Origin of the sequence: Luteimonas sp. 100069, from assembly GCF_003813845.1 — a bacterium.
Classification (GTDB): Bacteria; Pseudomonadota; Gammaproteobacteria; order Xanthomonadales; family Xanthomonadaceae; genus Luteimonas; species Luteimonas chenhongjianii.
In genome coordinates this window covers 614,979-637,537 of sequence record NZ_RPFN01000001.1, presented here as the reverse complement: position 1 = coordinate 637,537, position 22,559 = coordinate 614,979, and the positions used below count along the sequence as shown (strand labels likewise).

Sequence of the window (22,559 nt, the reverse complement as noted above, 5' to 3'; positions counted from 1 at the left end):
GGAGGGAGGCAGAACTGAGCGCCGCGCGCGGCGCGCACTTACTTCTTCTTGGGGGCGATCATCATGACCATCTGGCGACCTTCAAGGCGCGGACGCGATTCGATCACGATGTCCTCGCCCAGATCGGCTTCGATCCGCGACGCCATCTCGCGGCCCAGCTCCTGATGGCTCATCTCGCGGCCACGGAAGCGGATATTGACCTTGACCTTGTCGCCTTCCTCGATGAAGCGGCGCATGTTGCGCAGCTTGATCTGGTAGTCGCCCTCGTCGGTGACCGGCCGGAACTTGAGTTCCTTGATCTCCTGCTGCTTGGTCTTTTTCTTGGCCTCGTTGGCCTTTTTCTGGGCTTCGAACTTGAACTTGCCGAAGTCCATGATCTTGCAGACCGGCGGATCCGCGTTGGGCTGGATCTCGACGAGGTCCAGACCTTCGTCCTCGGCGGCCTTGAGCGCTTCGTCGCGCGTCAGGACGCCGATCATTTCTCCGTCGGAACCAATGACGCGCACCCGCGGTACGCGGATGTCCTGGTTACGCCGATTCTGCTTGTCAGGGGTGCTAATACTGCAATCTCCAAAATGGAACATACCGCCGGTTCGCCGACCGGCGGGGCGACCAGCGCGGACCATGGTGGACCCGCGCCGGTGAAGGAATCATGTTGAAACGGGCGTCTCGCGCAACCGCGCCACGAACTCTGCGATCGGCATCGAGCCCATATCTTCCCCGGACCGCGTCCGAACGGCAATGGTGCCGGTCTCCTTTTCACGGTCTCCAACCACGATCAGATAGGGCACTCGCTGCAGCGTGTGCTCGCGGATCTTATAGCCGATCTTTTCGTTGCGCAAATCCGCCTCGACCCGGACCCCTTGATTTGCAAGGGATTTCCGGACTTCTTCGACGAAGTCGGCCTGGGCGTCCGTGATGTTCATCACCACGGCCTGAACGGGGGCCAGCCAGGCCGGGAATGCGCCGGCATGATGCTCGATCAGGATGCCGATGAAGCGCTCCATCGAGCCGACGATCGCGCGATGCAGCATCACCGGGATCTGCTTCTGGCTGTGCTCGTCCACGTACTCGGCGCCCAGGCGCCCGGGCATCATGAAGTCGACCTGCATCGTGCCGAGCTGCCAGGTGCGGCCGATGGCATCTTTCAGGTGGTATTCGATCTTCGGGCCGTAGAAGGCGCCCTCGCCCGGCAGCTCTTCCCACGCGACGCCGCAGGCCGACAGCGCATTGCGCAGCGCGGCCTCGGCCTTGTCCCAGGTCGCGTCATCGCCGAGGCGCGATTCGGGGCGCAGCGCGATCTTGATCTGGATCTCGTCGAAACCGAAGTGGGTGTACACCGCCAGCGCCTGCTGGTGGAACGCGGTCACTTCCGATTCGATCTGCGACTCGGTGCAGAACACGTGGCCGTCGTCCTGGGTGAAACCGCGCACGCGCAGGATGCCATGCAGCGCGCCCGAAGGCTCGTTGCGATGGCAGCTGCCGAACTCGCCATAGCGGATCGGCAGGTCGCGATAGCTGTGCAGGCCCTGGTTGAAGATCTGCACGTGGCCCGGGCAGTTCATCGGCTTGACCGCGTACGTGCGCTTCTCCGATTCGGTGAAGAACATGTTGTCCTTGTAATTGTCCCAGTGGCCGGACTTCTGCCACAGGGACACGTCGAGGATCTGCGGGCAACGCACTTCGCCATAGCCGCTTTCGCGGTAGACGCCGCGCATGTGCTGCTCGACCACCTGCCACAGCGCCCAGCCCTTGGGATGCCAGAACACCAGGCCCGGGGCCTCTTCCTGCAGATGGAACAGCTCCTGCTGCTTGCCGATGCGGCGGTGGTCGCGCTTCTCGGCTTCCTCGATGCGCTGGATGTAGGCCTTGAGCTGCTTGGAATCCGCCCACGCGGTGCCGTAGATGCGCTGCAGCTGTTCGTTCTTGGAATCACCGCGCCAGTACGCGCCGGAAATGCGCGTGAGCTTGAAGGCCTTGAGGAAGCGCGTGTTGGGCACGTGCGGACCACGGCACATGTCGACGTATTCCTGGTGGTGGTAGAGGCCCATCTCGGTGATGTCGGCCGGCATGTCCTCGATCAGGCGCAGCTTGTAGTCCTCGCCGCGGGCCTTGAACGTCTCGATGACCTCGGCGCGCGGCGTCATCTTCTTGATGACGTCGTACTCGGTGTCGATCAGCTCGGCCATGCGCTTCTCGATCGCGGCCATGTCGTCGGGCGTGAACGGGCGTTCGCTGTAGATGTCGTAGTAGAAGCCGTCGTCGATCACCGGGCCGATGACCATCTTCGCGTCCGGGTAGAGCTGCTTGACCGCATGGCCGACCAGGTGCGCGCAGGAGTGGCGGATGATCTCGACGCCCTCGGGATCCTTCGGGGTCAGGATCTGCAGCGTGGCGTCATGGTCGATGACATCGGAGGCGTCGACCTGGCGGCCGTCGACCTTGCCGGCGACGGTGGCCTTGGCCAGGCCAGGGCCGATGGACTGGGCGACCTCCATGACGGAGACCGGGTGGTCGAACTCGCGGCGGCTGCCGTCGGGGAGCGTGATCGTGATCATGGGAGGCGTCTGGCGTGGTGGCCGGCAGGGCCGGCGGAGCGGAAGAAGGCGGCAACAAAAAGGCGCCACGAGGGCGCCTGATGGCACACCCGGGAACGGTCAGCGATGGGCGGTGGTAGTGCTCATGTCGCACGCTCGGCCGGCGGGGTCGCGGGCCACCTGTTCCTGATGGAGCGAAGAGGCCGATTCTAGCCGAGAACGCTCGCGTGCGCTGCGCTGGACGACCGGGATCGCGGATCCCCGCAACGCACCGCGGCCGGACCGGGCGCCGCCAGCCGGCATGGCATCATCCGCCGAGGTCCACACGCCCTGCGCAGGCACGATGACGATCAAAGGCAAGCCGACCTCCCTGGACATCGCCCACATCGCCGGGGTGTCCCAGCCCACGGTATCGCGGGCGCTGCGCGGGCAGCCCTCGGTCAATCGCGAGACCCGCGAGCGCATTCTCGCGATCGCGCGCGAGCTCAACTACAAGGTCGACAAGAACGCCTCGAACCTCCGCCGCCAGCAATCCGGCACGCTGGCGCTGCTGCTGTTCGAGGATCCCACCAGCGACCAGTCGCACATCAACCCCTTCTTCCTGCCGATGCTGGGCTCCATTACCCGCGCCTGCGCGCGTCACGGCCAGGATCTGCTGATCTCGTTCCAGCAGCTCTCCGACGACTGGCATGCCGACTACGGCGACAGCCACAAGGCCGATGGACTGATCCTGCTGGGCTATGGCGACTACCTCGCCTACCAGGGAAAACTGCGGACCCTCGTCGAACAGGGCACCCAGTTCGTGCGCTGGGGGGCGGTACTGCCGGAGCAGCCGGGCATCTCGATCGGCTGCGACAACGCCGGCGGCGGCGCGCTGGTCGGCGCCCATCTCGCGGGGCTGGGGCATCGGCGCATCGCGTTCCTGGGTGATGCGTCCAGCCGCTACCCGGAGTTCCTGGATCGCTGGCGCGGTTGCGAGTCGGCGCTGCAGGCGCGCGGCCTGCCCATGGAGCGAGCGCTGCAGGTCGATGCCGAAAGCGCCGAGGAATCCGGCCATGCGGCGGCCACCGAACTGTTGCGGCGCGGGCTGCCATTCGATGCGGTGTTCGCTGCCAGCGATCTGATCGCGATCGGCGCGATGCGCGCGTTCGCCGAACACGGCCTGCGGATGCCCGGGGACATCGCGATCGCCGGCTTCGACGACATTCCCGCAGCCCGCATGACCACGCCTGCGCTGACCACGGTGGTGCAGGACACGCTGACTGCCGGAGAGCTGCTGGTCGACACGCTGATGCGGCTGGTGCTGGGCGAGCCGGCGGAAAGCATGCGCATGCCGACATCGCTGGTGGTGCGCGACTCGAGCGGCAGGCGCGATCCGTAGCCTCACGCGCAGACGCACTCCGGCCCGGAGCCGCCGTTGCCTGCATCGCGCGGTGGGGCGGCCCCGGCGCTCGCCGCGCGCCGCACCCGCCCCGGTAGCGCCCGCTCCCACGTGCGATGCGAGCGGCCACAAGCACCATCCCGAGACATCACCGGATCGAGGACGGCCCCGGATGGCATTGTCGGCTGCCACCGGGCGGGGTTCGGGCCACCGACCCGACGCTGCACCGCCGTGCCAGCCGCCCCGGATGCCCGGGGCCCACCCTGCGCTCAGTGCGCGACGTCGGGGCCGCCGTGGCGCCCCGACATGAGTGAATGCAGACGCGCACGCAGGCCAGGCCGCCCCGGCAAGTCGTCCCGGAGCAATACCCGCACGCCATGTGCTGGCACGTCCAGCGCCAGGCCATCCCGGGCTGTCACCAGCGTACCGCCCAGCGCATCGCGCCAGGTCCCGTCGTCGACCTCGTCCGCATCGAGCGATGCCGACCACGGCGCATCACCCTTGTTGAGCAGTACCAGCGCGGTCTGCCGTACGCCCTCGTCGTCGATCACGCGATAGAACGCGGCGTGGTCGTCCTGCAAGCGCAGCGGCAGTTGTAGCCCGCGCTGCAGCGCCGGGGTGTCGCGACGCAGATTGGCGATGCGCGTCAGCGCGCCATGGATGGGACTCCGCGCGCCGGCGTCGACGCGTGTCTGGCCGTAGTACGCGCGGTTGCCGGCGTGTTCGGCGCGGCCACGCATGAAGCCGGTCTCCGAGCCGTAGTAGACGACCGGAATCCCGCGCGCGGTGAACAGCCAGTTGTGCGCATCGATGAACCCGGCGTCCGTGGCGTCCATGCGCGGCATGTCGTGGTTGTCGTAGAACGTCGCCAGTTCATAGGGATTCGCGTACGGGCCGCGCTCGAGATGCAGCGCGGATCCAAGCCGCTCGAAACCGGCCGTGCCCGCGAACACCTCGTCCATCGCCTGCTTCATCGGAAAATCGAGCACGCTGATGCCACCGTTCCGCGCCCAGGTGTGTTCGGCGATTTTCCCTGCGTCGTAGTCGAAGGCCTCGCCGAACATGAAGAAGTCCGGATGCCGGCTACGGATACGCTCGGCGAACTGCTTCCAGAACGCATGCGGCATCCACGCGATGGTGTCGATGCGGAACGCATCGGCACCCTGCCCGATCCAGTGCTCGTAGGCACCGGCGAGATACTCGAAGACAGCCGGGTTGGCGGCGTCGAAATCCGACAGCTGGGCAAGATTGCCGTCGAAGATCGAGCCCTCCTCGGCATTGACCACGCCAGTCGCGTTGTAGAACGCGTGCAGCGGAGCGTTCCGGGGATCGAGTTGCTGCGGCGGCAGGTTCTGGTGGTCTGCAATCAGCGCGCCCGCGACATCGAAGATCTGGCCGAAGCCGGGCTGCGCGACCGGCATCGTCCACGAGGGCGATCCGTGGTTGCCGACGATGTCGAGCACGGTCTTCAGGCCCGCGGCGCGCATGCCGTCGGTGAAGCCACGGAAGTCGAGGTCGGCGCTCGGCAGGTGCTCGTCGACCTTGTAGAAATTGGTGCCCCAGTAACCGTGGTAGCCGGTCTTGCCGCGGTCGGTCAGCGAACTGCCGCAGGCGACCGGATCGCCGCCGGTGAAAGCTTCGTCCGGGTTGTCGACGATCGGCGTGATCCACACCGCGCCGAAGCCCATGTCGCGGATGTAGCCGGCGTTGTCGAGGACGCCGCGGAAGTCGCCTCCGAGATACCCGATGTTGCCGTCGATGCCATCCGCGCAGCGCACCGGGATGTCGAAGGTGCGATGCACCCCGCCCTGCTCGCGCTGGTCGTTCGCCGGGTCGCCGTTGACGAAGCGGTCGGTGACGACGAAGTAGACCGCATGCGCGGCGAACGGCGCACGCGTGCCGTACAGCGCCCCCTCCGCTGACGCATCGCTGGCGCGGGCCCCTCCATGGCTGCAGGCCACGCACAGCAGCGCGGCGATGGCGACGGGCAATACTCGGGTCATGCAGTAACTCCTCGGATTCGCGCCCGTTCCGACAGCGGGCGCGACACGCGCAGCGCGAACAGGCCGGCCAGCGCCAGGCTCACGCCGCCGACCATCAGCACGCGCATCGGCGCGCCGCCGAACACGTGACCGAGCAGGAAACCCAGCGTGCTCACGGCAACCAGCTGCGGGATGACGATGAAGAAATTGAAGATGCCCATGTACACGCCCATCTTGTGCGCGGGCAGGCTGTCGGACAGCAGCGCATAGGGCAGCGACAGGATCGAGGCCCAGGCGAAGCCGACGCCGGCCATGGACAGCAGCAGCCACTGCGGATCGCGGATGAAGGCCACCGACACCAGCCCCGCCGCGCCCAGCCACAGGTTCACCAGGTGCGTCACGCGCAGGCCGAACCGGCGCGCCATCCACGGAATCGCAACCGCGGCGAGCGCGGCAAACCCGTTGTAGGCGGCAAACAGCACGCCGACCCAGTTCGCACCTTCGTTGTAGGCGGCCGACTGCGGATCGGTCGCGCCGTAGTGGGTCTGCGCCACCGCGGCCGTGGTGTAGATCCACATCGCGAACAGCCCGAACCACGAGAAGAACTGCACCACGGCGAGCTGGCGCATCGTCACCGGCATCGCATGCAGGTCCCCGACGATCGCGGCAACCATGCCGCGCGTTCCCAGCGCCGCGACCTGCCGCAGCACGCCATAGGCCAGCGGCAGCCCCGCGAGCACGAGGAGCATGCGGTCCCATTCCATCAACCAGACCAGCGCGACACCGGCGATCCCGAGCAGCAGCCACGGCACGCCGCCGGCAGCGGACGGGACCGGCGCATCACCGACGACAAGCGTGCCCGGCGGGTGCGCGTCATCGAAGCCGGCCAGCACCTCGGGCGGATATTCGCGCGTGCGCAGGACCGTCCACAGCACCGCGCACAGCAGCACGGCGCCGCCGAAGTAGAACGCGTAGCGCACGGTGTCTGGCACCTCGCCGGGGCCGGCGGTATTGGCGACGCCGGCTTTCGCCAGCACGAACGGCAGCGCACTCGCCACCACCGAACCCACGCCGATGAAGAAGCCCTGCATCGCGTACCCGGTCGGCCTCTGGCGCGGCGCCAGCTGGTCGCCAACAAAGGCCCGGAACGGCTCCATCGACACATTGAGCGAGGCGTCGAGCACCCAGAGTGTGCCGGCGGCGATCCACAGTTCCGGTGAGTTCGGCATCACCAGCAGGGCGGCGGTGGAGAAGATCGCGCCCCACAGGAAGTAGGGGCGACGACGACCGAGGCGGGTCCAGGTCCTGTCGGAGAAATAACCGATCACCGGTTGCACCAGCAGGCCGGTCAGAGGCGCGGCGATCCACAGGCCTGGCACGTCCTCCATGTCGGCGCCCAGCGTCTGGAAGATGCGGCTGACGTTGGCGTTCTGCAGGGCGAACCCGAACTGGATCCCCAGAAAGCCGAAACACATGTTCCAGATCTGCCCGAACGACAGCTGCGGTTTCGTGTTGCGCATACGCGGCGAGGCCCTCCCGAGGTCCGCTGCGACGCGCCGCCGGTGGCGCGTGCATGCCGCATGGTAACGAGCACGCCACGACCCGCCCCACGCCGCATACGTATTCATGGCTTCGGATGTCGATGCGCGCTTCCGCGCAGGGCGCGCGATGCTCTACCGTCGCCACGCATCCAACGACGAGACGACGATGAGCAACAGCCCGTGGTGGCGCGGCGCGGTGATCTACCAGATCTACCCGCGCAGCTTCATGGACAGCGATGGCGATGGCGTCGGCGATCTGCCGGGCATGATCGCGCGGCTGGACTACGTGGCCTCGCTGGGCGTGGATGCGATCTGGGTCTCGCCCTTCTTCCGCTCGCCGATGGCCGACTTCGGCTACGACATCGCCGACCAGCGCGATGTGGATCCGCTGTTCGGCACGCTGGCCGATTTCGACGCACTGCTGGCGAAGGCGCACGCGCTGGGTCTGAAGGTCATGATCGACCAGGTCTTCAGCCACACGTCCAACGCGCATGCGTGGTTCGTCGAGAGCCGCGCATCACGCGACAACCCCAGGGCCGACTGGTACGTCTGGGCCGACGCGAAGCCCGACGGCACGCCGCCGAACAACTGGCTGTCGATCTTCGGCGGACCCGCCTGGACCTGGGAGCCGCGGCGGCGCCAGTACTACCTGCACAACTTCCTCGCCAGCCAGCCGGACCTCAACTTCCATCAGCCGGCCGTGCAGCAGGCGACGCTCGACTACGTGCGGTTCTGGCTTGACCGCGGTGTCGACGGCTTCCGCCTGGACTCGATCAACTTCTGTTTCCACGACGCGCAGTTGCGCGACAACCCGGCAAAACCGGAGGCGCTGCGCATCGGTCGCGGCTTCTCACCCGACAACCCCTACGCCTTCCAGTACCACTGGTACAACAACACGCAGCCGGAAAACATCGGCTTCATCGAGCGTCTGCGCAGCCTGATGGACGGATACGGCGACGTGGCCGCGCTCGGCGAGATCTCGTCCGAGGACTCGCTGGCCACGACCGCGGAATACACCCGCCCCGGCCGACTGCACATGGGCTACAGCTTCGAACTGCTGGTCGACGACTTCAGCGCCGGCTACATCCGCGAAACCGTGGAGAGGCTGGAGGCCGCCACGGACGGCTGGCCGTGCTGGGCGATCTCCAACCACGACGTGCAGCGCGCGGTCACGCGCTGGGGTGGCCCGGACGCCAGCCCCGACTTCGCACGGCAGATGGTGGGCCTGGTCTGCAGCCTGCGCGGCTCGGTGTGCCTCTACCAGGGCGAGGAACTCGGCCTGCCCGAAGCGGATGTACCGTTCGAGCAGTTGCGCGACCCCTACGGCATCACCTTCTGGCCGAACTTCAAGGGCCGCGACGGCTGCCGCACGCCGATGCCGTGGACCGGCGCCGACGATGCCGGTTTCAGCGCCGGCACGCCCTGGCTGCCGATTCCCGACGCCCACCGGCAGCGCAGCGTGGCCACGCAGGAGGCCGATCCGCATTCGGTACTGGCGACCACCCGCCATTTCCTGCACTGGCGGCGAGGCCAGCCTGCACTGATTGCAGGCGCGCAGCAGTTCATCGCGGCCCCCGAACCCGTGCTGGCGTTCGTGCGCGGCGATGCCGGGTCGAGGCTGCTGGCGATCTTCAATCTGTCCGCATCGCCGGTGGCGTGGCCACTGCCCGCACACCTCGGCGGGGCGCAGGCGACAGGCGGCCATGGCCTGATGGCGGGCTTGATCGAAGCGGGCGTGGTCCATCTGCCGGCGCATGCGGCACTGTTCGCGACGCTCGACTGAAGGCGATCGGCCGGACGGCGTGGCGGCGCGTCCGGATGCGCTGCGCCGGTCAGCGCTCCGCCGCTTCCTGCCCGTGCAGCCGCACGCCGTCCCAGCTGCGAAGAATCGCCACCGGAACGTCCATGCGCCGGCACGCACGCGGCGCGATGCCGTCGGGCAATGCCGCGCGGAACATCGGCGCCGAGGTCCGCAGCAGCCCGGCATATGTCTGGTCACGCAGACGTTGCGCCGGCGTCGTGCCCAGCAGCGCCCTCGCCCAGCCCGGCAACAGCGCGGCGCCGGCGCCAAGGAAGACCTCACGCGATACCGTGGCGCCCGGTACCGGCAAGCGCACACGCCGGAGCACGTCGAGCACTTCGCGTGATCTGTCGTCGAACCGCAGCTCCGGGCGCACCTTCGCGAAGTAGGCCGTGACTGCCGCCGCGCTTCTTGGCACGTCGCGCGCACCGAGCGCTTCGGCGACCCGGCTTGATTCCTGGTAGTAGCGATCCTCGGCACCCGGCGGCAGGCTCATGCCCGCATACGCACGGAAGCCCTGGAGGAAGGCGTAGGCCTCGGAGACATGCACCCAGGTCAGCAGGTCCGGATCGTCGGCCGCATAGGCGATGCCATCGGCGGTGGTGCCGCGCACATGCGTATGGATGGATGCCACGCGCGCGATCAGCCGCTGTGATTCCGCGGTACCTGCATAGGTGGTGCCGGCGACGAAGGCGGTGGTACGTCGGAGACGGCCGACCAGGTCGGCGCGGAAGTCCGAATGATCCCAGACCCCTGCAAGCGCGCGCGGATGCAGCGCCTGCAGCAGCAGTGCGCCCAGTCCGCCGGCGAGCATGCCGGGGAAATCGGCATGCACGCGCCATGTGACGGTGTCGGGACCGAACAGGCCGGGATCGCCGGGTGGACGGTCGTAATCGATGTTGCTCTGTCCGCGCGGAAAGACGCTCAACACCCAGTGGCGGATCGCGGCCTGCATCCAGGCGGCGGGACGGTTACGAGAGATCTCCATCGGGAAAAGGCTAGCGGCACGCGGCTGCATGCGCCGCGAACGCGCCGGCTCCGTGGCCCCGCACGCCCCCGGATCGACCTGGCGAAGGGGTCGCCATGAATACGTATGCAGCGCGCGCCGTGGCGGGAAGCGCGTGATTACCATGGCCGCGACCCGTCCAGCCCGCCCTCCGGCGTCGCGCACGACGGCACAACTCGAAGACACACAGCTGTCTGCTGGACACCCTTGGGAGGGGAGATGTCGAAGCTCGATCGCAACCTGCTCAGTGCCGCACTGTCGTCGGCGCTGCTGATGCTCGCCGCCGGCGTGCATGCCCAGACCACCACGCCACCTGCCGGCGCTGCGCCGGCGTCCTCCGATGCCACCGAGCTCGACACGGTGACGGTGACCGGCATCCGCCGCGGCATCGAAAGCGCGATCTCGGTCAAGCGCGATGCCACGTCCATCGTCGAAGCGGTCTCGTCCGAGGACATCGGCAAGCTGCCCGACGTCAGCATCGCCGAGTCGATCGCGCGCCTGCCGGGCGTCTCCGCGCAACGCGTCGGCGGTCGCGCCCAGGTGATCAGTGTGCGCGGCCTGTCGCCCGACTTCGCCACCACGCTGCTCAATGGCCGCGAGATGGTCAGCACCGGCGACAACCGCAGCGTGGAGTTCGACCAGTACCCGTCCGAGCTGGTCAGCGGCGTCACGGTCTACAAGACGCCGGACGCCGCCCTGGTGGGTCAGGGCCTGTCGGGCACGCTCGACATGCAGACCGTCCGACCGCTCAATTTCAGCGACTCGGTGATCACGCTCAACGGCCGTTTCCAGCGCAATTCGCTGGGCAAGGCCGCCGATACCGATCCCTACGGCAATCGCCTGAGTGCCAGCTTCATCGGCCAGTCGGCCGACCGCCGCTTCGGCTTCTCGATCGGTGTCGCGCACAGCGACACGCCGATCCAGGAGAACCAGGTGGGTCTCTATGAGCCGTGGAAGACCGACCCGCGGCCGGGCCTCGCCCCCGGGACCTGGGCGACCGACGGCATGAAGGCCCTGCGCCGCACCGGCTACACCAAGCGCGACGGCATCATGTCGACGCTGCAGTTCCGCCCGTCGAACATGTGGACCAGCACCCTGGACCTCTTCCACTCGCGCGCCGAGCAGGAAGACACCGCCAACCAGTTCGAGGTCAACACCCAGTACAACGGCTCCGATACCTGCAACGTCGACTGCGTCTACAGCAACGTGCGCCTGAGCGGGAACGACACGTTCGCCGGTGGCACGCTGACCGGCGTGTATCCGCTGGTCCGCGGCATGTACAACCGCCGCAAGGACCGGATCTCGGCCGTGGGCTGGGCCAACGAGTTCAATTTCGAGCGCGCGCGCCTGGTCACCGACCTGAGCTGGTCGAAGGCCCGGCGCTCGGAAGTCAGTCTCGAGAACAATACCCAGCGGCTGCCGAACCCCTCGCTCGATACCATCGAGCTGGATATCCGCAGCAACGATTTCAGCCAGCTGGCACCCGGCCTCGACTACTCCGATGCAGCGCAGCTGTTCCTGACCAACACCATCTACGGCTCCGGCTACGGCAAGACGCCCGAGGTCGAAGACGAACTCAAGGCCGCGCGGATCGGCCTGACCCTGCCGGGCCCAGCGGCCGCAACCTGGCTTGCGGACATCGACCTCGGCCTCAACTACACCGACCGCGAAAAATCCAAGCGCCAACCCGAAGGCAACATCAACCTCGGCCCGCAGGGCGACACCGCCATCGCCAGCGACCTGCAGTACGGCCTGGTCGATCTCGGATTCGCCGGCGTCGGCTACATTCCGGCCTGGAACGTGCCGGCCGCCGTCGCGCGCTACATGATCTTCGACCCCACCGAGGATCTCGATTACCTGATCCCGAAGGCGTGGACGGTCAGCGAAAAGATCACCACCGCCTTTGCCCGCGCGAACCTCAGCACCGACTGGGGCACCACCGCGGTCACCGGCAACGTGGGCCTGCAGATCCAGCACGTCGACCAGTCCTCGGCATCGCGCTACTGGGACAGCACGCAGCCGGCAGGCAGCAACGTGCGGCCGTTCGAATCGGGCAAGACCTATACCGACGTGCTGCCGAGCATGAACCTGGCGTTCCAGCTGCCTGGCGAGCACACGCTGCGTGTGGGCCTGGCCGAGCAGGTCGCGCGGCCGCGGGTGGACCAGCTGCGCTCCTCGCTCGAGTTCGGCGTCGACGAGGCCACCGGGCGCCCCGGCGGCAGTGGCGGCAATCCCCTGCTCGACCCGTGGCGTGCGTACGCGTTCGACGTGTCGTGGGAAAAGTACTTCGGCAACCGGGCCTACGTGGCCGCCGCGTTCTTCTACAAGGACCTGCGCACCTACATCTACACGCAGACCGTCGATGACTACGACTTCTCCGATTTCGTCGCCAGCTACGTGCCACGTCCGGGCACGCCGCCGGTGCAGACCGTGGGCAACTTCACCGCCCCGCAGAATGGTGAGGGCGGCACGCTGCGCGGACTGGAACTGACGGCATCGCTGCCCTTCGATCTGTGGACCGAGTCGCTGCGCGGCTTCGGCATCGTCGCCAGCGCGAGCTTCAACGACAGCAGCATCCGCATCCTCGATCCGGAAAGCGCGAACAGCGTGGGCAGTGATCCGATCGAGCTGCCGGGCCTGTCCAAGCGTGTCTACAACCTCACCGCCTACTACGAGCGCGACGGCTTCGAGGCGCGCGTGAGCCAGCGCCGGCGTTCGGACTTCATCGGAGAAATCGGCAACTTCGACGGCGCGCGCACGCTGCGCTATGTGGTCGGCGAAAACATCACCGATGCGCAGATCAGCTACAGCTTCGGCGACGCCTCTTCGCTGTCGGGCCTGACCCTGCTGCTGCAGGGCAACAACCTCACCAACGCGGCGTATCGCACCTACGCCGGCACGCGCGACCGGCCGCTGGAGAATCTGGAATGGGGCCGCACCTTTCTGGTGGGCCTGAACTACCGGTTCTGATCTCAACGCGAAGTGGGACCGGAGAGGGGCGCCATCAGGCGCCCCTCGTTTTTTCTGCGGCGCGCTCTGCAAGGGATGCGCATCCGACATCCGGGCAGGGCAGCGCCGGCCACCCGGCAGTGGCGCCCCCTTGCCTGATCACCGGAATGAGCTGAGACCGGCGCAGCGCGCGCCGCAGCGTCCGGATCCCGCCCGCACCTGCGGAAGCGTTCTTCGCCACGTTGCACAGGCAACGCGGCGATGTTCTTCAGCGCTCGCCAGGGGGGCGTCTCAGGCCCTGCGCCGCCAGCATCGCATCCAGACGCCGGCCCACGCCCGCCCGCTCGTCGTCGGTGACCGCGCGGGCGAGGATCTGCCGCGACAGCGCATCGAACTGCGGCCAGAATGCTGCCGGCTCGCGCAGTTTCTCCAGCCACACCGGCAACATTCCGGCGAGCGTATCGAGAGCCTCTTCGAGCTCGGTCGGCAGTGCCATCAGTCGCCGTCCTTCCGCATGTCACGCGGCCATTGCAGTTCGATGTCGTGGATCGCCTCGGCGTGGTCCAGCACGACCACCATGTTCTCCTGTGGCACGCCGTCCAGCGTGAGCAGCGCGTGGCCCGTATCGATGCAGTCGACCTGGATCCGGTAGATCGCCGCCCCATGCCGCAGCTCCATGCGGTAACCAGGCCAGGATGCCGGTACGCAGGGCACGATCCGAAGCCGATCGCCATGGCGTTGCACGCCGAGCAGCGATTCGCTGAGCAACCGGTACATCCACCCTGCCGAGCCCGTATACCAGGTCCAGCCGCCACGCCCGACGTGCGGGGCGACGCCGTAGACATCGGCCGCGATCACGTAGGGCTCGACCTTGTAGACCGCCGTGCCCGCCGCGTCCACGGCGTGATTCACCGGATTGATCATGCGCGCCAGTTCCCAGGCACGCTCGCGATCGCCAAGCGCAGCGAAGGCCATCGCCGCCCATACCGCCGCATGGGTGTATTGACCGCCGTTCTCGCGCACCCCGGGCACATAGCCACGGATATAGCCGGGATCGTGCTCGGTCCTGTCGAACGGTGGTTCGAGCAGCTGGATCAGTCCGGCCTCGCGCTTGACCAGGTGCGTGTCGAGCGCCTCCATCGCCTGCCGCGCGCGGCCAGGCTCGCCGGCCCCCGACAGCACCGACCAGCTCTGCGACACCGAATCGATCCGGCACTCGTCGCTGGCACGGGAGCCGATCGGGGTGCCGTCGTCGAACCACGCACGCCGGTACCAACTGCCGTCCCAGGCATGGGCGTCCAGGTTGCGCCGCAGCGCCGCGGCGGCTTCGACACAGGTGTCCGCGAAGGCGACATCGCCGCGTGCGCTCGCCACCGGAGCGAAACATCGCAGCACGTCATAGAGAAAGAACCCGAGCCACACGCTCTCGCCGCGTCCGCCGTGACCGACCCGGTTCATGCCGTCGTTCCAGTCGCCCGTTCCCATCAGCGGCAGTCCGCGCTCGCCGAGCAAGGCCATGCCGCGTCCGAGCGCGAGCACACAATGGTCGTAGAACGAGCGGTGACGGGCCGAGGGCATCGGCAGGTCGTAATACGACTCCTCGTCGGCACTGACCGCCCGTCCTTCGATGAATCCCACGGGGGTATCAAGCACGCCGTGATCGCCGGTCGCGTCCAGGTACCGGCAGGCGGCGAACGGCAGCCATAGATAGTCGTCCGAACACCGCGTGCGCACGCCGCGATCGATCGGCGGATGCCACCAGTGCTGCACGTCGCCCTCCGGGTACTGGTGGGCCGCGCAAAGCAGGAGGTGGGCGCGTGTGAGTGCCGGCACTGCATGCACGCTGGCCATGGTGTCCTGCAGCTGGTCGCGGAACCCGAACGCTCCGCCGGACTGGTAGTAACCGCTGCGGGCGAGATAACGGCAGGCCAGCGTCTGGTACAGCAGCCAACCGTTCACCAGCAGGTCGGCCGCCGGTTCGGGCGTCTCCACGCGCAGCCCGTCGAGCGTCGCCTGCCAGTGCGAACGCACAGCGGCGAGTGCATCGCGTGCAGCCGTCGACCCCTGCACGCTACGGGCCAGCTCCAGCGCCGCATGCGGGTCCACGCCGCTGCCGAGGCGGAACACGGTCTGAGTCGCCTGGCCGGGCGCCAGATCGACGCGGACGCTGATCGCGGCGCAGGGATCGAGTCCGGCGCCGAGCTGGCCAGACAGTCGGTCCCGCCGCATCGCGTCCGGTGCGCGCAGGCTGCCGTTGCGGCCGATGAACTCCAGACGGTCGCTCGTGAAGCTGCGTCGATCGCCGTCGACATCGAAGAACGCCACGCGGCCGGGGAACTCGGTGTTGTAGGGATTGCGCGCCGTCAGCGCACCGCTGACCTCGTCCCGCTCGCTGATCACGTGCATGTGCGAACGGGCGCGGATGTCGCCGAGAATCCATTCCACGTAACCGGTGGCGGACAGCTGACGCGCGCGCGCGGAGAGATTGCGCAACTTGAGCACGCTGAACTTCACCGCGTGGCGCAGATCGACGTAGATCCACAGCTCGCTGGCGATCCCGTGCTCGACGTGCTCGTAGACGCTGTAACCGAATCCGTGGCGGGTGCGATAGGCGCCGGTACCGCGACTCGGCAGCGGCATCGGCGACCAGACGTGGCCGGTGGCTTCGTCGCGCAGGTAGAACGCCTCACCGCCGGTGTCGGCAACCGGGTCGTTGTGCCATGGGCTCAGCCGGAACTCGTGCGCGTTCTCGAACCAGGTGTATCCAGGACCGCTTTCGCTGACCACGGTGCCGAACTGCGGATTGGCCATGACGTTGGACCAGGGCGCCGGCGTGGGCGCGCCCTCTTCGAGCTCGATGACGTACTCGCGCCCATCCGCGGCGAATCCGCCGAGGCCGTTGTCGAATCGTGTCGGACCCTGCATCGCATCGAAGGGCCAGGCAGGAGCGGGGTCCGCGTCGCGCCCTTCCTCGTAGCGCTGACCGTGTCCACCGCCTAGGACATCTTCCTGCACCGAAACCAGTGCACTCAGCGGCGGTTGCGGCGTCATGCCGGAAGGGACCAGCAGGGGCTGCACCCGCGCCGGGGCCATGTGCCTCACCACCTGGACGGCCAGCGTGCCGTGCCGGTCGCTCAGGATGACGCGGGCGACCGCCTGGATCAGGATCCGGTCCTCCTGCGAGATCTGCTGCGCCGGTCGCACGAAGATCCCCCCGGGGCGATCCAGAACGTTGCCTTCCGGCCCGGCCGAGACCAGGCCCAGGATCTGCTCCTGCAGCTGCTGCCGGTATCCGACCTGGTCCTCGTTCCAGATCACCAGGTCCACGTGCAGGCCCTTGAGCCGCCAGTAGGCGTGGGCCTGCACCATCTGCCGCACGAGCTCGATGTTGGCGACATCGGCGATCTGCACGAGCACGATCGGCAGGTCCCCCGAGATCGAGTGCCCCCAGAGCCCGGACTGCCCGCGTCGATTCTGCAGCAGCACCCCGCTCTCGGCGCGCAGCGCCGGGTGGGCGAACACGATGAGCCCGGCCAGTCGCTCATAGAGCCGCGCATCGCCCTGGGAGGCGTTGATCTGCCGGCGGACCACCTGGCTGTGGGTCCAGGCGAGGTCGAACACGCGGTCGGCCAGGCGCCGGTCGCGGTACTTGTCGATCAGTGCCTCGCAGGCGCCGCGGTCGGGGCCGACGCCGGTGACCAGGTCGAGCACCGCAGTCTGCTCCGGCTCGAGGGTCACGCGCACACGGATGGCGACGATCGGATCGAGCACCGATCCCGCGGTGTCCGACAGCCGGCCGGGCCGTTCCAGCGCCGCGGGATCGCGCGGGGTATGTCCACGGCCGAGGAAGCGTGCGCGATCGGTCTCGTAGGAGATTTCCACGATGTCGACATCGTGCGCGGCCACGAGGTGGCACATCCACGGTGGCGTCTGGTCGGGCTCGCGCGCGCGCCGCGTGCACAGCAGCGCCTGGCGGTCGCGGAGGATCTCGGTCTGCACGAACAGGTTGCTGAAAGCCGGGTGCATCTCGTCCGAAATCGCAGGCGCCAGCACCACTTCGGCGTAGGTGGTGACCTCCAGGGTTCGCCGACGCCGGGACCGGTTGGACAGGCGCAGGCGACGCAGCTCGATGTCGTCCTCCGCGGAGACTGCGATCTCCAGATGGCTGACCAGCCCCTTGCGCCTGGCGCGGTACTCGACCTTGGCATCGGAGAAGATCGCCTCGTAATCCTCGACGGGCGCGCAGGTGGGATGGTGCGCGGCCGACCACACATCCCCGCTCTTCACATCCTGCAGGTAGCAGAAGCTGCCCCACGGGTCGCGGGTGCCGTCCTCGCGCCAGCGGATCAGCGCCGTGTCGTGCTGGCGCAGGGAGCCGCCGCCGGCATTGGTGAGCAGCGCATGGAACCGCCCGTTCGACAGCATCTGGACCGCCGGGCGCGGCGTGTGGGCGGTCCGGAAGATGCGCAGCTGGGTTTCGTTCACCAGGCTCGTCGTCCGCGTGCCCACCGACTCCACCGAGTGCGGAACGAACACGCCGATCCGCGGTACGCGTTCCTGCAGAAGCAGCAGCGTGGCCTGGAACTCGGCGTCGGCGACGAAGCGCTTCTGCATGGGTTGTTCGCGCAGCAGGTGGTCGAGCGCGAGAAAGCCCATGCCCTGGTGGTGGGCCATGAACGAGCGCACCAGGGCATGCGACTGCCCGCGCGGCACCCGGCTGGCGGTGTAGTCGATCGCTTCGTAGAAGCCGAAGCGTCCCCAGAACCCCGCCGCATGCAGGCGCTGCAGGTTCTGGGTGGCCGCTTCCGGCGCCACCATCAAGGCCATCATCGTGGCGTAGGGCGCGATCACGAGGTCTTCTGCGAGTCCGCGCTTCAGACCCAGGCCCGGCACGCCGAAGGCGCGGTACTGGTAGTTCAGTCGCGCGTCGACGGCGTTGTAGCCGGACTCCGAGATGCCCCACGGCACGTCGTGTTTCCGCCCGTAGGCGATCTGCGCCTGGACGACGTGCCGCGACGTCTGGTCGAGCAGGGTGTCGGGGTAGCTCGGCATCACCAGCTGGGGCATCAGATATTCGAACATCGAGCCGCTCCACGACAGCAGCGTCGCATTGCCGTCGACCTCGGTCAGCAACCGACCGAGCGCGAACCAGGTCTCCTGCGGCAACTGGCCTTGGGCGATCGCGACGAAGCTGCACAGGCGCGCCTCCGAAGCCAGGAGGTCGTAATGCCCCTGGTCGAGCCGGCGACTGTCGACGTCGTAACCGATCGACAGCAGGTGTCGCGCCGCGTCGTACAGGAAGCCGTACTCCATCAGCGAGAACTGCCCGGCCACGTGGGCCAGCCGCTCCAGTTCACGCACCTGCGCCTGCGCCTGCGCACGCAGTTGCGGTGAAGTGCCCGGCGCGCACAGGGCGCGCAGCGACGGGATCCTCCGGGCCGTCTCGGCCACCTCCGTGGAACCCACGTCGTCCCACGCCTGGACGATGTCCCGGGCGTCGCGGCAGCCCGATTGCAGGCGCCGCGCCCACAGCGCCGGCGAGTCATCGATACCGTCGTGCGTGATGGCGGCGTTCGCTTCGGGTTCCATGGCGACGATGTCATCGGCCACCCCGACCAGCGCGTCGAGCACCACCGCCGCGTCTGCCAGCGCGACCGGAGGCGCGGCAAGCGCGCGGCCGAGCAGCACGCGGCAGGCGTCGATCGCGCTCTGAAGCTCCTGCGGCGTTTCGGCCCGCGCTTCCACGACCTCGCCGAGCACGGCCAGCGTGTCGGCCAGGCCGGCAAACGTCTGTGGCGCCAGCACAGGCGCATCGATCAGCCCCAGCAGCCCCTGGCGCAGGGTCAGCAGGTGGCCACCCAGGTTGCCGCTGTCCACCGTGGAGATGAAGCGCGGCGGCAGCGGCGCGAGGGTTTCGGTGTCGTACCAGTTGAAGAAGTGGCCACGGTGGCGCTCCAAGCGGTCGAGCGTCGTGAACACCTGCCGGGTGCGCTGCACCACCGCTGCTGCCTGCAGATAGCCGAAATCCCAGGCCGCCATGTTGGCCAGCAGCGACAGGCCGATATTGGTCGGCGAGGTGCGGCGGGCGACGACCAGGCCGGGATGCTCCTGGATGTTGTCCGGCGGCAGCCAGTGATCCTCCTCGCGGATGTTGACCTCGAAGAACGCCCAAGTGCGCCGTGCCAGTCGCCCCAGGAACGCACGCTGGGTTGACGACAACTCGGCGCTGCGCTGCGGCGGGGGGCGGCCCAGCCAGGTCATCAGCAGCGGCGAGCCCGCCCACAGCACCAGGATCGGCGCCGCCACCCACAGGGCTGCCGGATTCACCCGCCACACGGCGATGGCGGCCAGTCCCGCCAGCAGCGGCGCAGGCCACATCGTGCGCAGCTCGGCCGACGCGCCGCTGCCCAGCGCCCGCTCGACCTCGCTCGACGGGTTCCATTGCAGCAGATGGCGCCGGCTCACCAGCGTGCGCCACAGTGTGACCGCGATCGCCGACAGGCTGTAGGCCGCTTCGTACGGCAGACAGGCGAACCCCACCGCGGCGCGCACCAGCCCGCGTCCGGTCGCATCGCCGACCTGGGCAAGATGCGTCTCCAACCGCATGTCCGCAGGCTTCGACAGCAGGACCCGCAGCGCGGGGATCAGCACCGGTGCGAAAGCCACGGTCATCAGCCACAGCGTCCACGGCAGCGGATCCTCAAGCGCAAGCCAACCCAGCAGCAGCAGTGCGAATGTGGCCCCGGGCACCAGGCTGCGGCGCAGGTTGTCGAGCAGCTTGCCGCGCGACAGGCCCGACAGCGGATTGCGTACCCTGCCCCCGTCCGCACTCGGCACCCATGGCAATACCCACGGCAGCAGCTGCCAGTCGCCCCGGATCCAGCGATGGCGTCGCTTGACGTCGGCCGCATAGCGCGCCGGATAGTCCTCGTACAGGCGCACGTCGCTCACCAGCCCGGCGCGCGCGTAGCAGCCCTCGAGCAGGTCGTGGCTGAGGATCCGGTTGTCCGGGAAGCGGCCCTGCAGGGCGCGCTCGAACGTGTCGACCTCGTAGATGCCCTTGCCGATGAACGAACCCTCGCCGAACAGGTCCTGGTAGACGTCCGACACCGTGCGCGTGTACGGATCGATACCCGGCTCGGTGCCGAACATCCGGGCATATCGGCTGAACCGGCGCCCGCTGAAACTGCTGCCCACACTGGGCTGGAGGATGCCGTAGCCACGCGTGACGCGATCACGCACGGGATCGAACACGGCGCGGTTGAGTGGATGCGCCAAGGTGCCCACCAGCTCGCGGGCGGCATCGCGCGGCAGGCGCGTATCGGTATCGAGGGTGATCACGTAGCGCACGTTGCCCAGCACCGCGGTGCGGCCGACCACCTGCTCGAACGCGTCGGCGCCGCCACCGCGCAGCAGCGCGTTCAATGCCGCCAGCTTGCCGCGCTTGCGCTCCGCGCCGATCCAGCGACCCTCGCGCGGATTCCAGGTGCGCGGCCGGTGGAAGAGGAAGAAGCGCTCGCCGCCTCCCGGGCTGTCGCCCAGATAGCGCCTGTTGAGTTCGCCGATCCTCGCCGAGGCATGGGCGAGCGTTGCGGCGTCGCCCGGCAGCGTCTCCTGGTCGGCATCGAGATAATCGCTGAGCAACGCGTAATGCAGGTGCGGGTCACGATTCGCGAGGAACCGCACCTCGAGCCCTTCGACCAGCGCATCGACCGACGCAACATCGCCGAACATGCACGGCACCACCACCAGGGTGCGCGACGCCGCCGGGATGCCATGCGAGAAATCGAGACGCGGCAAGGGCTTGGGCGCCACCACGACGGTCGCCAGCCAGTTGGTCAGCGCGATGCCCAGTTCGCTGAAGACCAGCACGGCCAGGACCGCCGGCAGCCAGGCAGGAACCCAGCCCACCTCGCGCGCGCCCGCCTGCCCCATGAGGCCGGTGGTCGCCAGCGCGACGACGACAGCGATCAGTGCGAGGTAGATGGCCAGCGGCACCCTGCGCGGCGCGATCGGGATCCGCTTGCCACCCGTGTGTGCGGACAGCGCCGCGAGGGTCTGCGCCACACCGTCATCCACCAGGTAATAGCCCACGTGCGCCTCGATGGCATCGGCAGGATGCGCCTTCGCCAGGCCCACCGCAGTACGGGCCACCACCAGTTCACTGATACCGCCACGCCGGGCGATGGTCTCCACCGCGTGCCGGTAGTGATCGCGGGTACTGAAATCCATCAAACCGTAGGTGGCGGCCGGATCGTCGCGGAGGACCGCGTCGACCAGGCTCATGCTCTCGAAGTACTCGCGCCAGTCCATGTGGGCCAGAAACCGCAGGGTGCCGATGCTGTTGCCGATCGACACCTGGTCGGCCGCCTGCTGTTGGCTTTCGGCATGCACCAGCGCCTCGATGCGCAGACTGGTCTCGCCCAGCCACTGCTCGAGCCATGTCAACGGCAGCGACAGCGCGCCCCGGCCCTGGAGGCCGCGCGTCAGCTCGGCGACGAACGCGCCGCTCGCAGGAGGCCCGCTGCGCGCCATGTCGGCCACCACCAGCACCACGTCCTTGGGCGAGTCCACGGACACCGCGCTGAGGCGCTCCGCCCACTCTTTCGCGAGTCGATGGTCCCGCCCGTCGCGGATCACCAGCACCGCCATCCGGCGCAGGTTCTCGATGACCGCCAGGCGCAGCATGATCGGAATGGCCCAGAGCTCACCGATCGAGAGCGGGGTCACCGTCTGGTAGGCGGCGACGAAGCGGCTCAGCGTGGTCGCGTCCACCCGCCCGTCGCCATGGGCGACCGCTTCCATTGCCAGGTCGTACACCCTGGGCAGCCCCGCGGAGGGGCCCTGTGCCAGCGTGGGCAGTTCGCGGCTGTAGCCTTTGGGCAGGTGGCGCCGCGCGAGCCGCACCTGCTCTTCGATGAGGTGGTAGTTGTCGAGCAGCCATTCGCCGGCGGGTGTGATGCGAAGCTCGTCGCGCACCATCCGGGAGAGGAACGTGCGGGCGTCCTCGAGAACCGCCGCATTCTCGCTGAGCCTGGACAACAGGAGATCGGGAGCACGGCCGGGATTGATCTGGTGGGTCCGCGCCAGGCCGCGCCCGTGCAGCTCCATCTGCTCGGCGCTCAGAAGCTGCGCCCGCAGCGGCGCCTCCTCCCGCAGCCCTGCCGAACGCGGGGTGGAGCTGCCACCAAAGACGCGTTGCAGACGCAGCCACCGGCGTGACCACGTCGAAGCGGTGCCCATGTCCGATATCCGTGGGCCAGCGGCCGGCGGCGGGGAGATTCGCATCATTGCACCGCCCCCCCGGCGCCGCGTGACGAGACCGCGACACGTCGTTCAGGAGGCCGGGAGCCGGCAGGCCA

The 22,559-nt window shown here is 68.2% G+C and carries 10 protein-coding genes; 3 read left to right on the top strand and 7 right to left on the bottom strand.

Annotation, left to right across the window (positions count from 1 at the left end; translation table 11 throughout):
* Positions 1-38 precede the first annotated feature (38 nt).
* Positions 39-584: a translation initiation factor IF-3 gene (gene infC / locus EGK76_RS02830; RefSeq protein WP_096299332.1), complete on the bottom strand. Its 546-nt coding sequence runs from the start codon at positions 582-584 to the stop codon at positions 39-41.
* A gap of 66 nt (positions 585-650) precedes the next feature.
* Entirely contained in the window at positions 651-2,558 is a 1,908-nt protein-coding gene (gene thrS, locus EGK76_RS02825; protein ID WP_123831579.1) for a threonine--tRNA ligase, read from the bottom strand.
* Positions 2,559-2,880: 322 nt separating this feature from the next.
* Here thrS and EGK76_RS02820 point away from each other — a divergent pair, with 322 nt between their 5' ends.
* Positions 2,881-3,918 (top strand): LacI family DNA-binding transcriptional regulator, encoded by a 1,038-nt coding sequence (locus EGK76_RS02820; RefSeq protein WP_179948182.1) that lies wholly within the window; start codon positions 2,881-2,883, stop codon positions 3,916-3,918.
* A gap of 269 nt (positions 3,919-4,187) precedes the next feature.
* On the opposite strand, the gene EGK76_RS02815 is transcribed toward EGK76_RS02820, so the two are convergent.
* Both EGK76_RS02815 and EGK76_RS02810 read right to left on the bottom strand, forming a co-directional pair.
* Positions 4,188-5,921 carry an alpha-amylase family glycosyl hydrolase gene (locus tag EGK76_RS02815; RefSeq protein WP_123831578.1) on the bottom strand — a complete coding sequence of 578 codons (1,734 nt, stop codon included), beginning with the start codon at positions 5,919-5,921 and terminating at the stop codon, positions 4,188-4,190.
* A complete protein-coding gene (locus EGK76_RS02810) occupies positions 5,918-7,420 on the bottom strand; it encodes an MFS transporter (RefSeq protein ID WP_123831577.1) in 1,503 nt (500 codons plus the stop codon). Before EGK76_RS02810 ends, EGK76_RS02815 begins: the two co-directional genes overlap by 4 nt.
* A gap of 187 nt (positions 7,421-7,607) precedes the next feature.
* On the opposite strand from EGK76_RS02810, the gene EGK76_RS02805 reads away from it, so the two are divergent.
* Positions 7,608-9,224 carry an alpha-glucosidase gene (locus tag EGK76_RS02805; protein WP_123832044.1) on the top strand — a complete coding sequence of 539 codons (1,617 nt, stop codon included), beginning with the start codon at positions 7,608-7,610 and terminating at the stop codon, positions 9,222-9,224.
* A gap of 49 nt (positions 9,225-9,273) precedes the next feature.
* Here EGK76_RS02805 and EGK76_RS02800 read toward each other — a convergent pair whose 3' ends face one another.
* Entirely contained in the window at positions 9,274-10,230 is a 957-nt protein-coding gene (locus EGK76_RS02800) for an oxygenase MpaB family protein (protein WP_123831576.1), read from the bottom strand.
* A 237-nt stretch (positions 10,231-10,467) separates the two neighbouring features.
* Between EGK76_RS02800 and EGK76_RS02795 the strand changes: the two genes are divergently transcribed.
* On the top strand, positions 10,468-13,218 hold the full coding sequence (locus tag EGK76_RS02795) for a TonB-dependent receptor (protein WP_096299342.1): 2,751 nt from the start codon (positions 10,468-10,470) through the stop codon (positions 13,216-13,218).
* A gap of 247 nt (positions 13,219-13,465) precedes the next feature.
* Here EGK76_RS02795 and EGK76_RS02790 read toward each other — a convergent pair whose 3' ends face one another.
* Positions 13,466-13,693 (bottom strand): hypothetical protein, encoded by a 228-nt coding sequence (locus EGK76_RS02790; RefSeq protein WP_096299344.1) that lies wholly within the window; start codon positions 13,691-13,693, stop codon positions 13,466-13,468.
* Positions 13,693-22,440, bottom strand: a complete 8,748-nt coding sequence (locus EGK76_RS02785; protein ID WP_343205612.1) for a glucoamylase family protein — start codon at positions 22,438-22,440, stop codon at positions 13,693-13,695. Before EGK76_RS02785 ends, EGK76_RS02790 begins: the two co-directional genes overlap by 1 nt.
* Between the last annotated feature and the right edge of the window lie 119 nt (positions 22,441-22,559).

Bases quoted from the DNA above. Each gene is read 5' to 3' on its own strand.
- EGK76_RS02795 (WP_096299342.1), top strand. From the start codon at position 10,468: ATGTCGAAGCTCGATCGCAACCTGCTCAGTGCCGCACTGTCGTCGGCG.
- EGK76_RS02785 (WP_343205612.1), bottom strand. From the start codon at position 22,440: ATGGGCACCGCTTCGACGTGGTCACGCCGGTGGCTGCGTCTGCAACGC.
- EGK76_RS02790 (WP_096299344.1), bottom strand. From the start codon at position 13,693: ATGGCACTGCCGACCGAGCTCGAAGAGGCTCTCGATACGCTCGCCGGA.
- EGK76_RS02815 (WP_123831578.1), bottom strand. From the start codon at position 5,921: ATGACCCGAGTATTGCCCGTCGCCATCGCCGCGCTGCTGTGCGTGGCC.
- EGK76_RS02810 (WP_123831577.1), bottom strand. From the start codon at position 7,420: ATGCGCAACACGAAACCGCAGCTGTCGTTCGGGCAGATCTGGAACATG.
- infC (WP_096299332.1), bottom strand. From the start codon at position 584: ATGTTCCATTTTGGAGATTGCAGTATTAGCACCCCTGACAAGCAGAAT.
- EGK76_RS02800 (WP_123831576.1), bottom strand. From the start codon at position 10,230: ATGGAGATCTCTCGTAACCGTCCCGCCGCCTGGATGCAGGCCGCGATC.
- EGK76_RS02820 (WP_179948182.1), top strand. From the start codon at position 2,881: ATGACGATCAAAGGCAAGCCGACCTCCCTGGACATCGCCCACATCGCC.
- EGK76_RS02805 (WP_123832044.1), top strand. From the start codon at position 7,608: ATGAGCAACAGCCCGTGGTGGCGCGGCGCGGTGATCTACCAGATCTAC.
- thrS (WP_123831579.1), bottom strand. From the start codon at position 2,558: ATGATCACGATCACGCTCCCCGACGGCAGCCGCCGCGAGTTCGACCAC.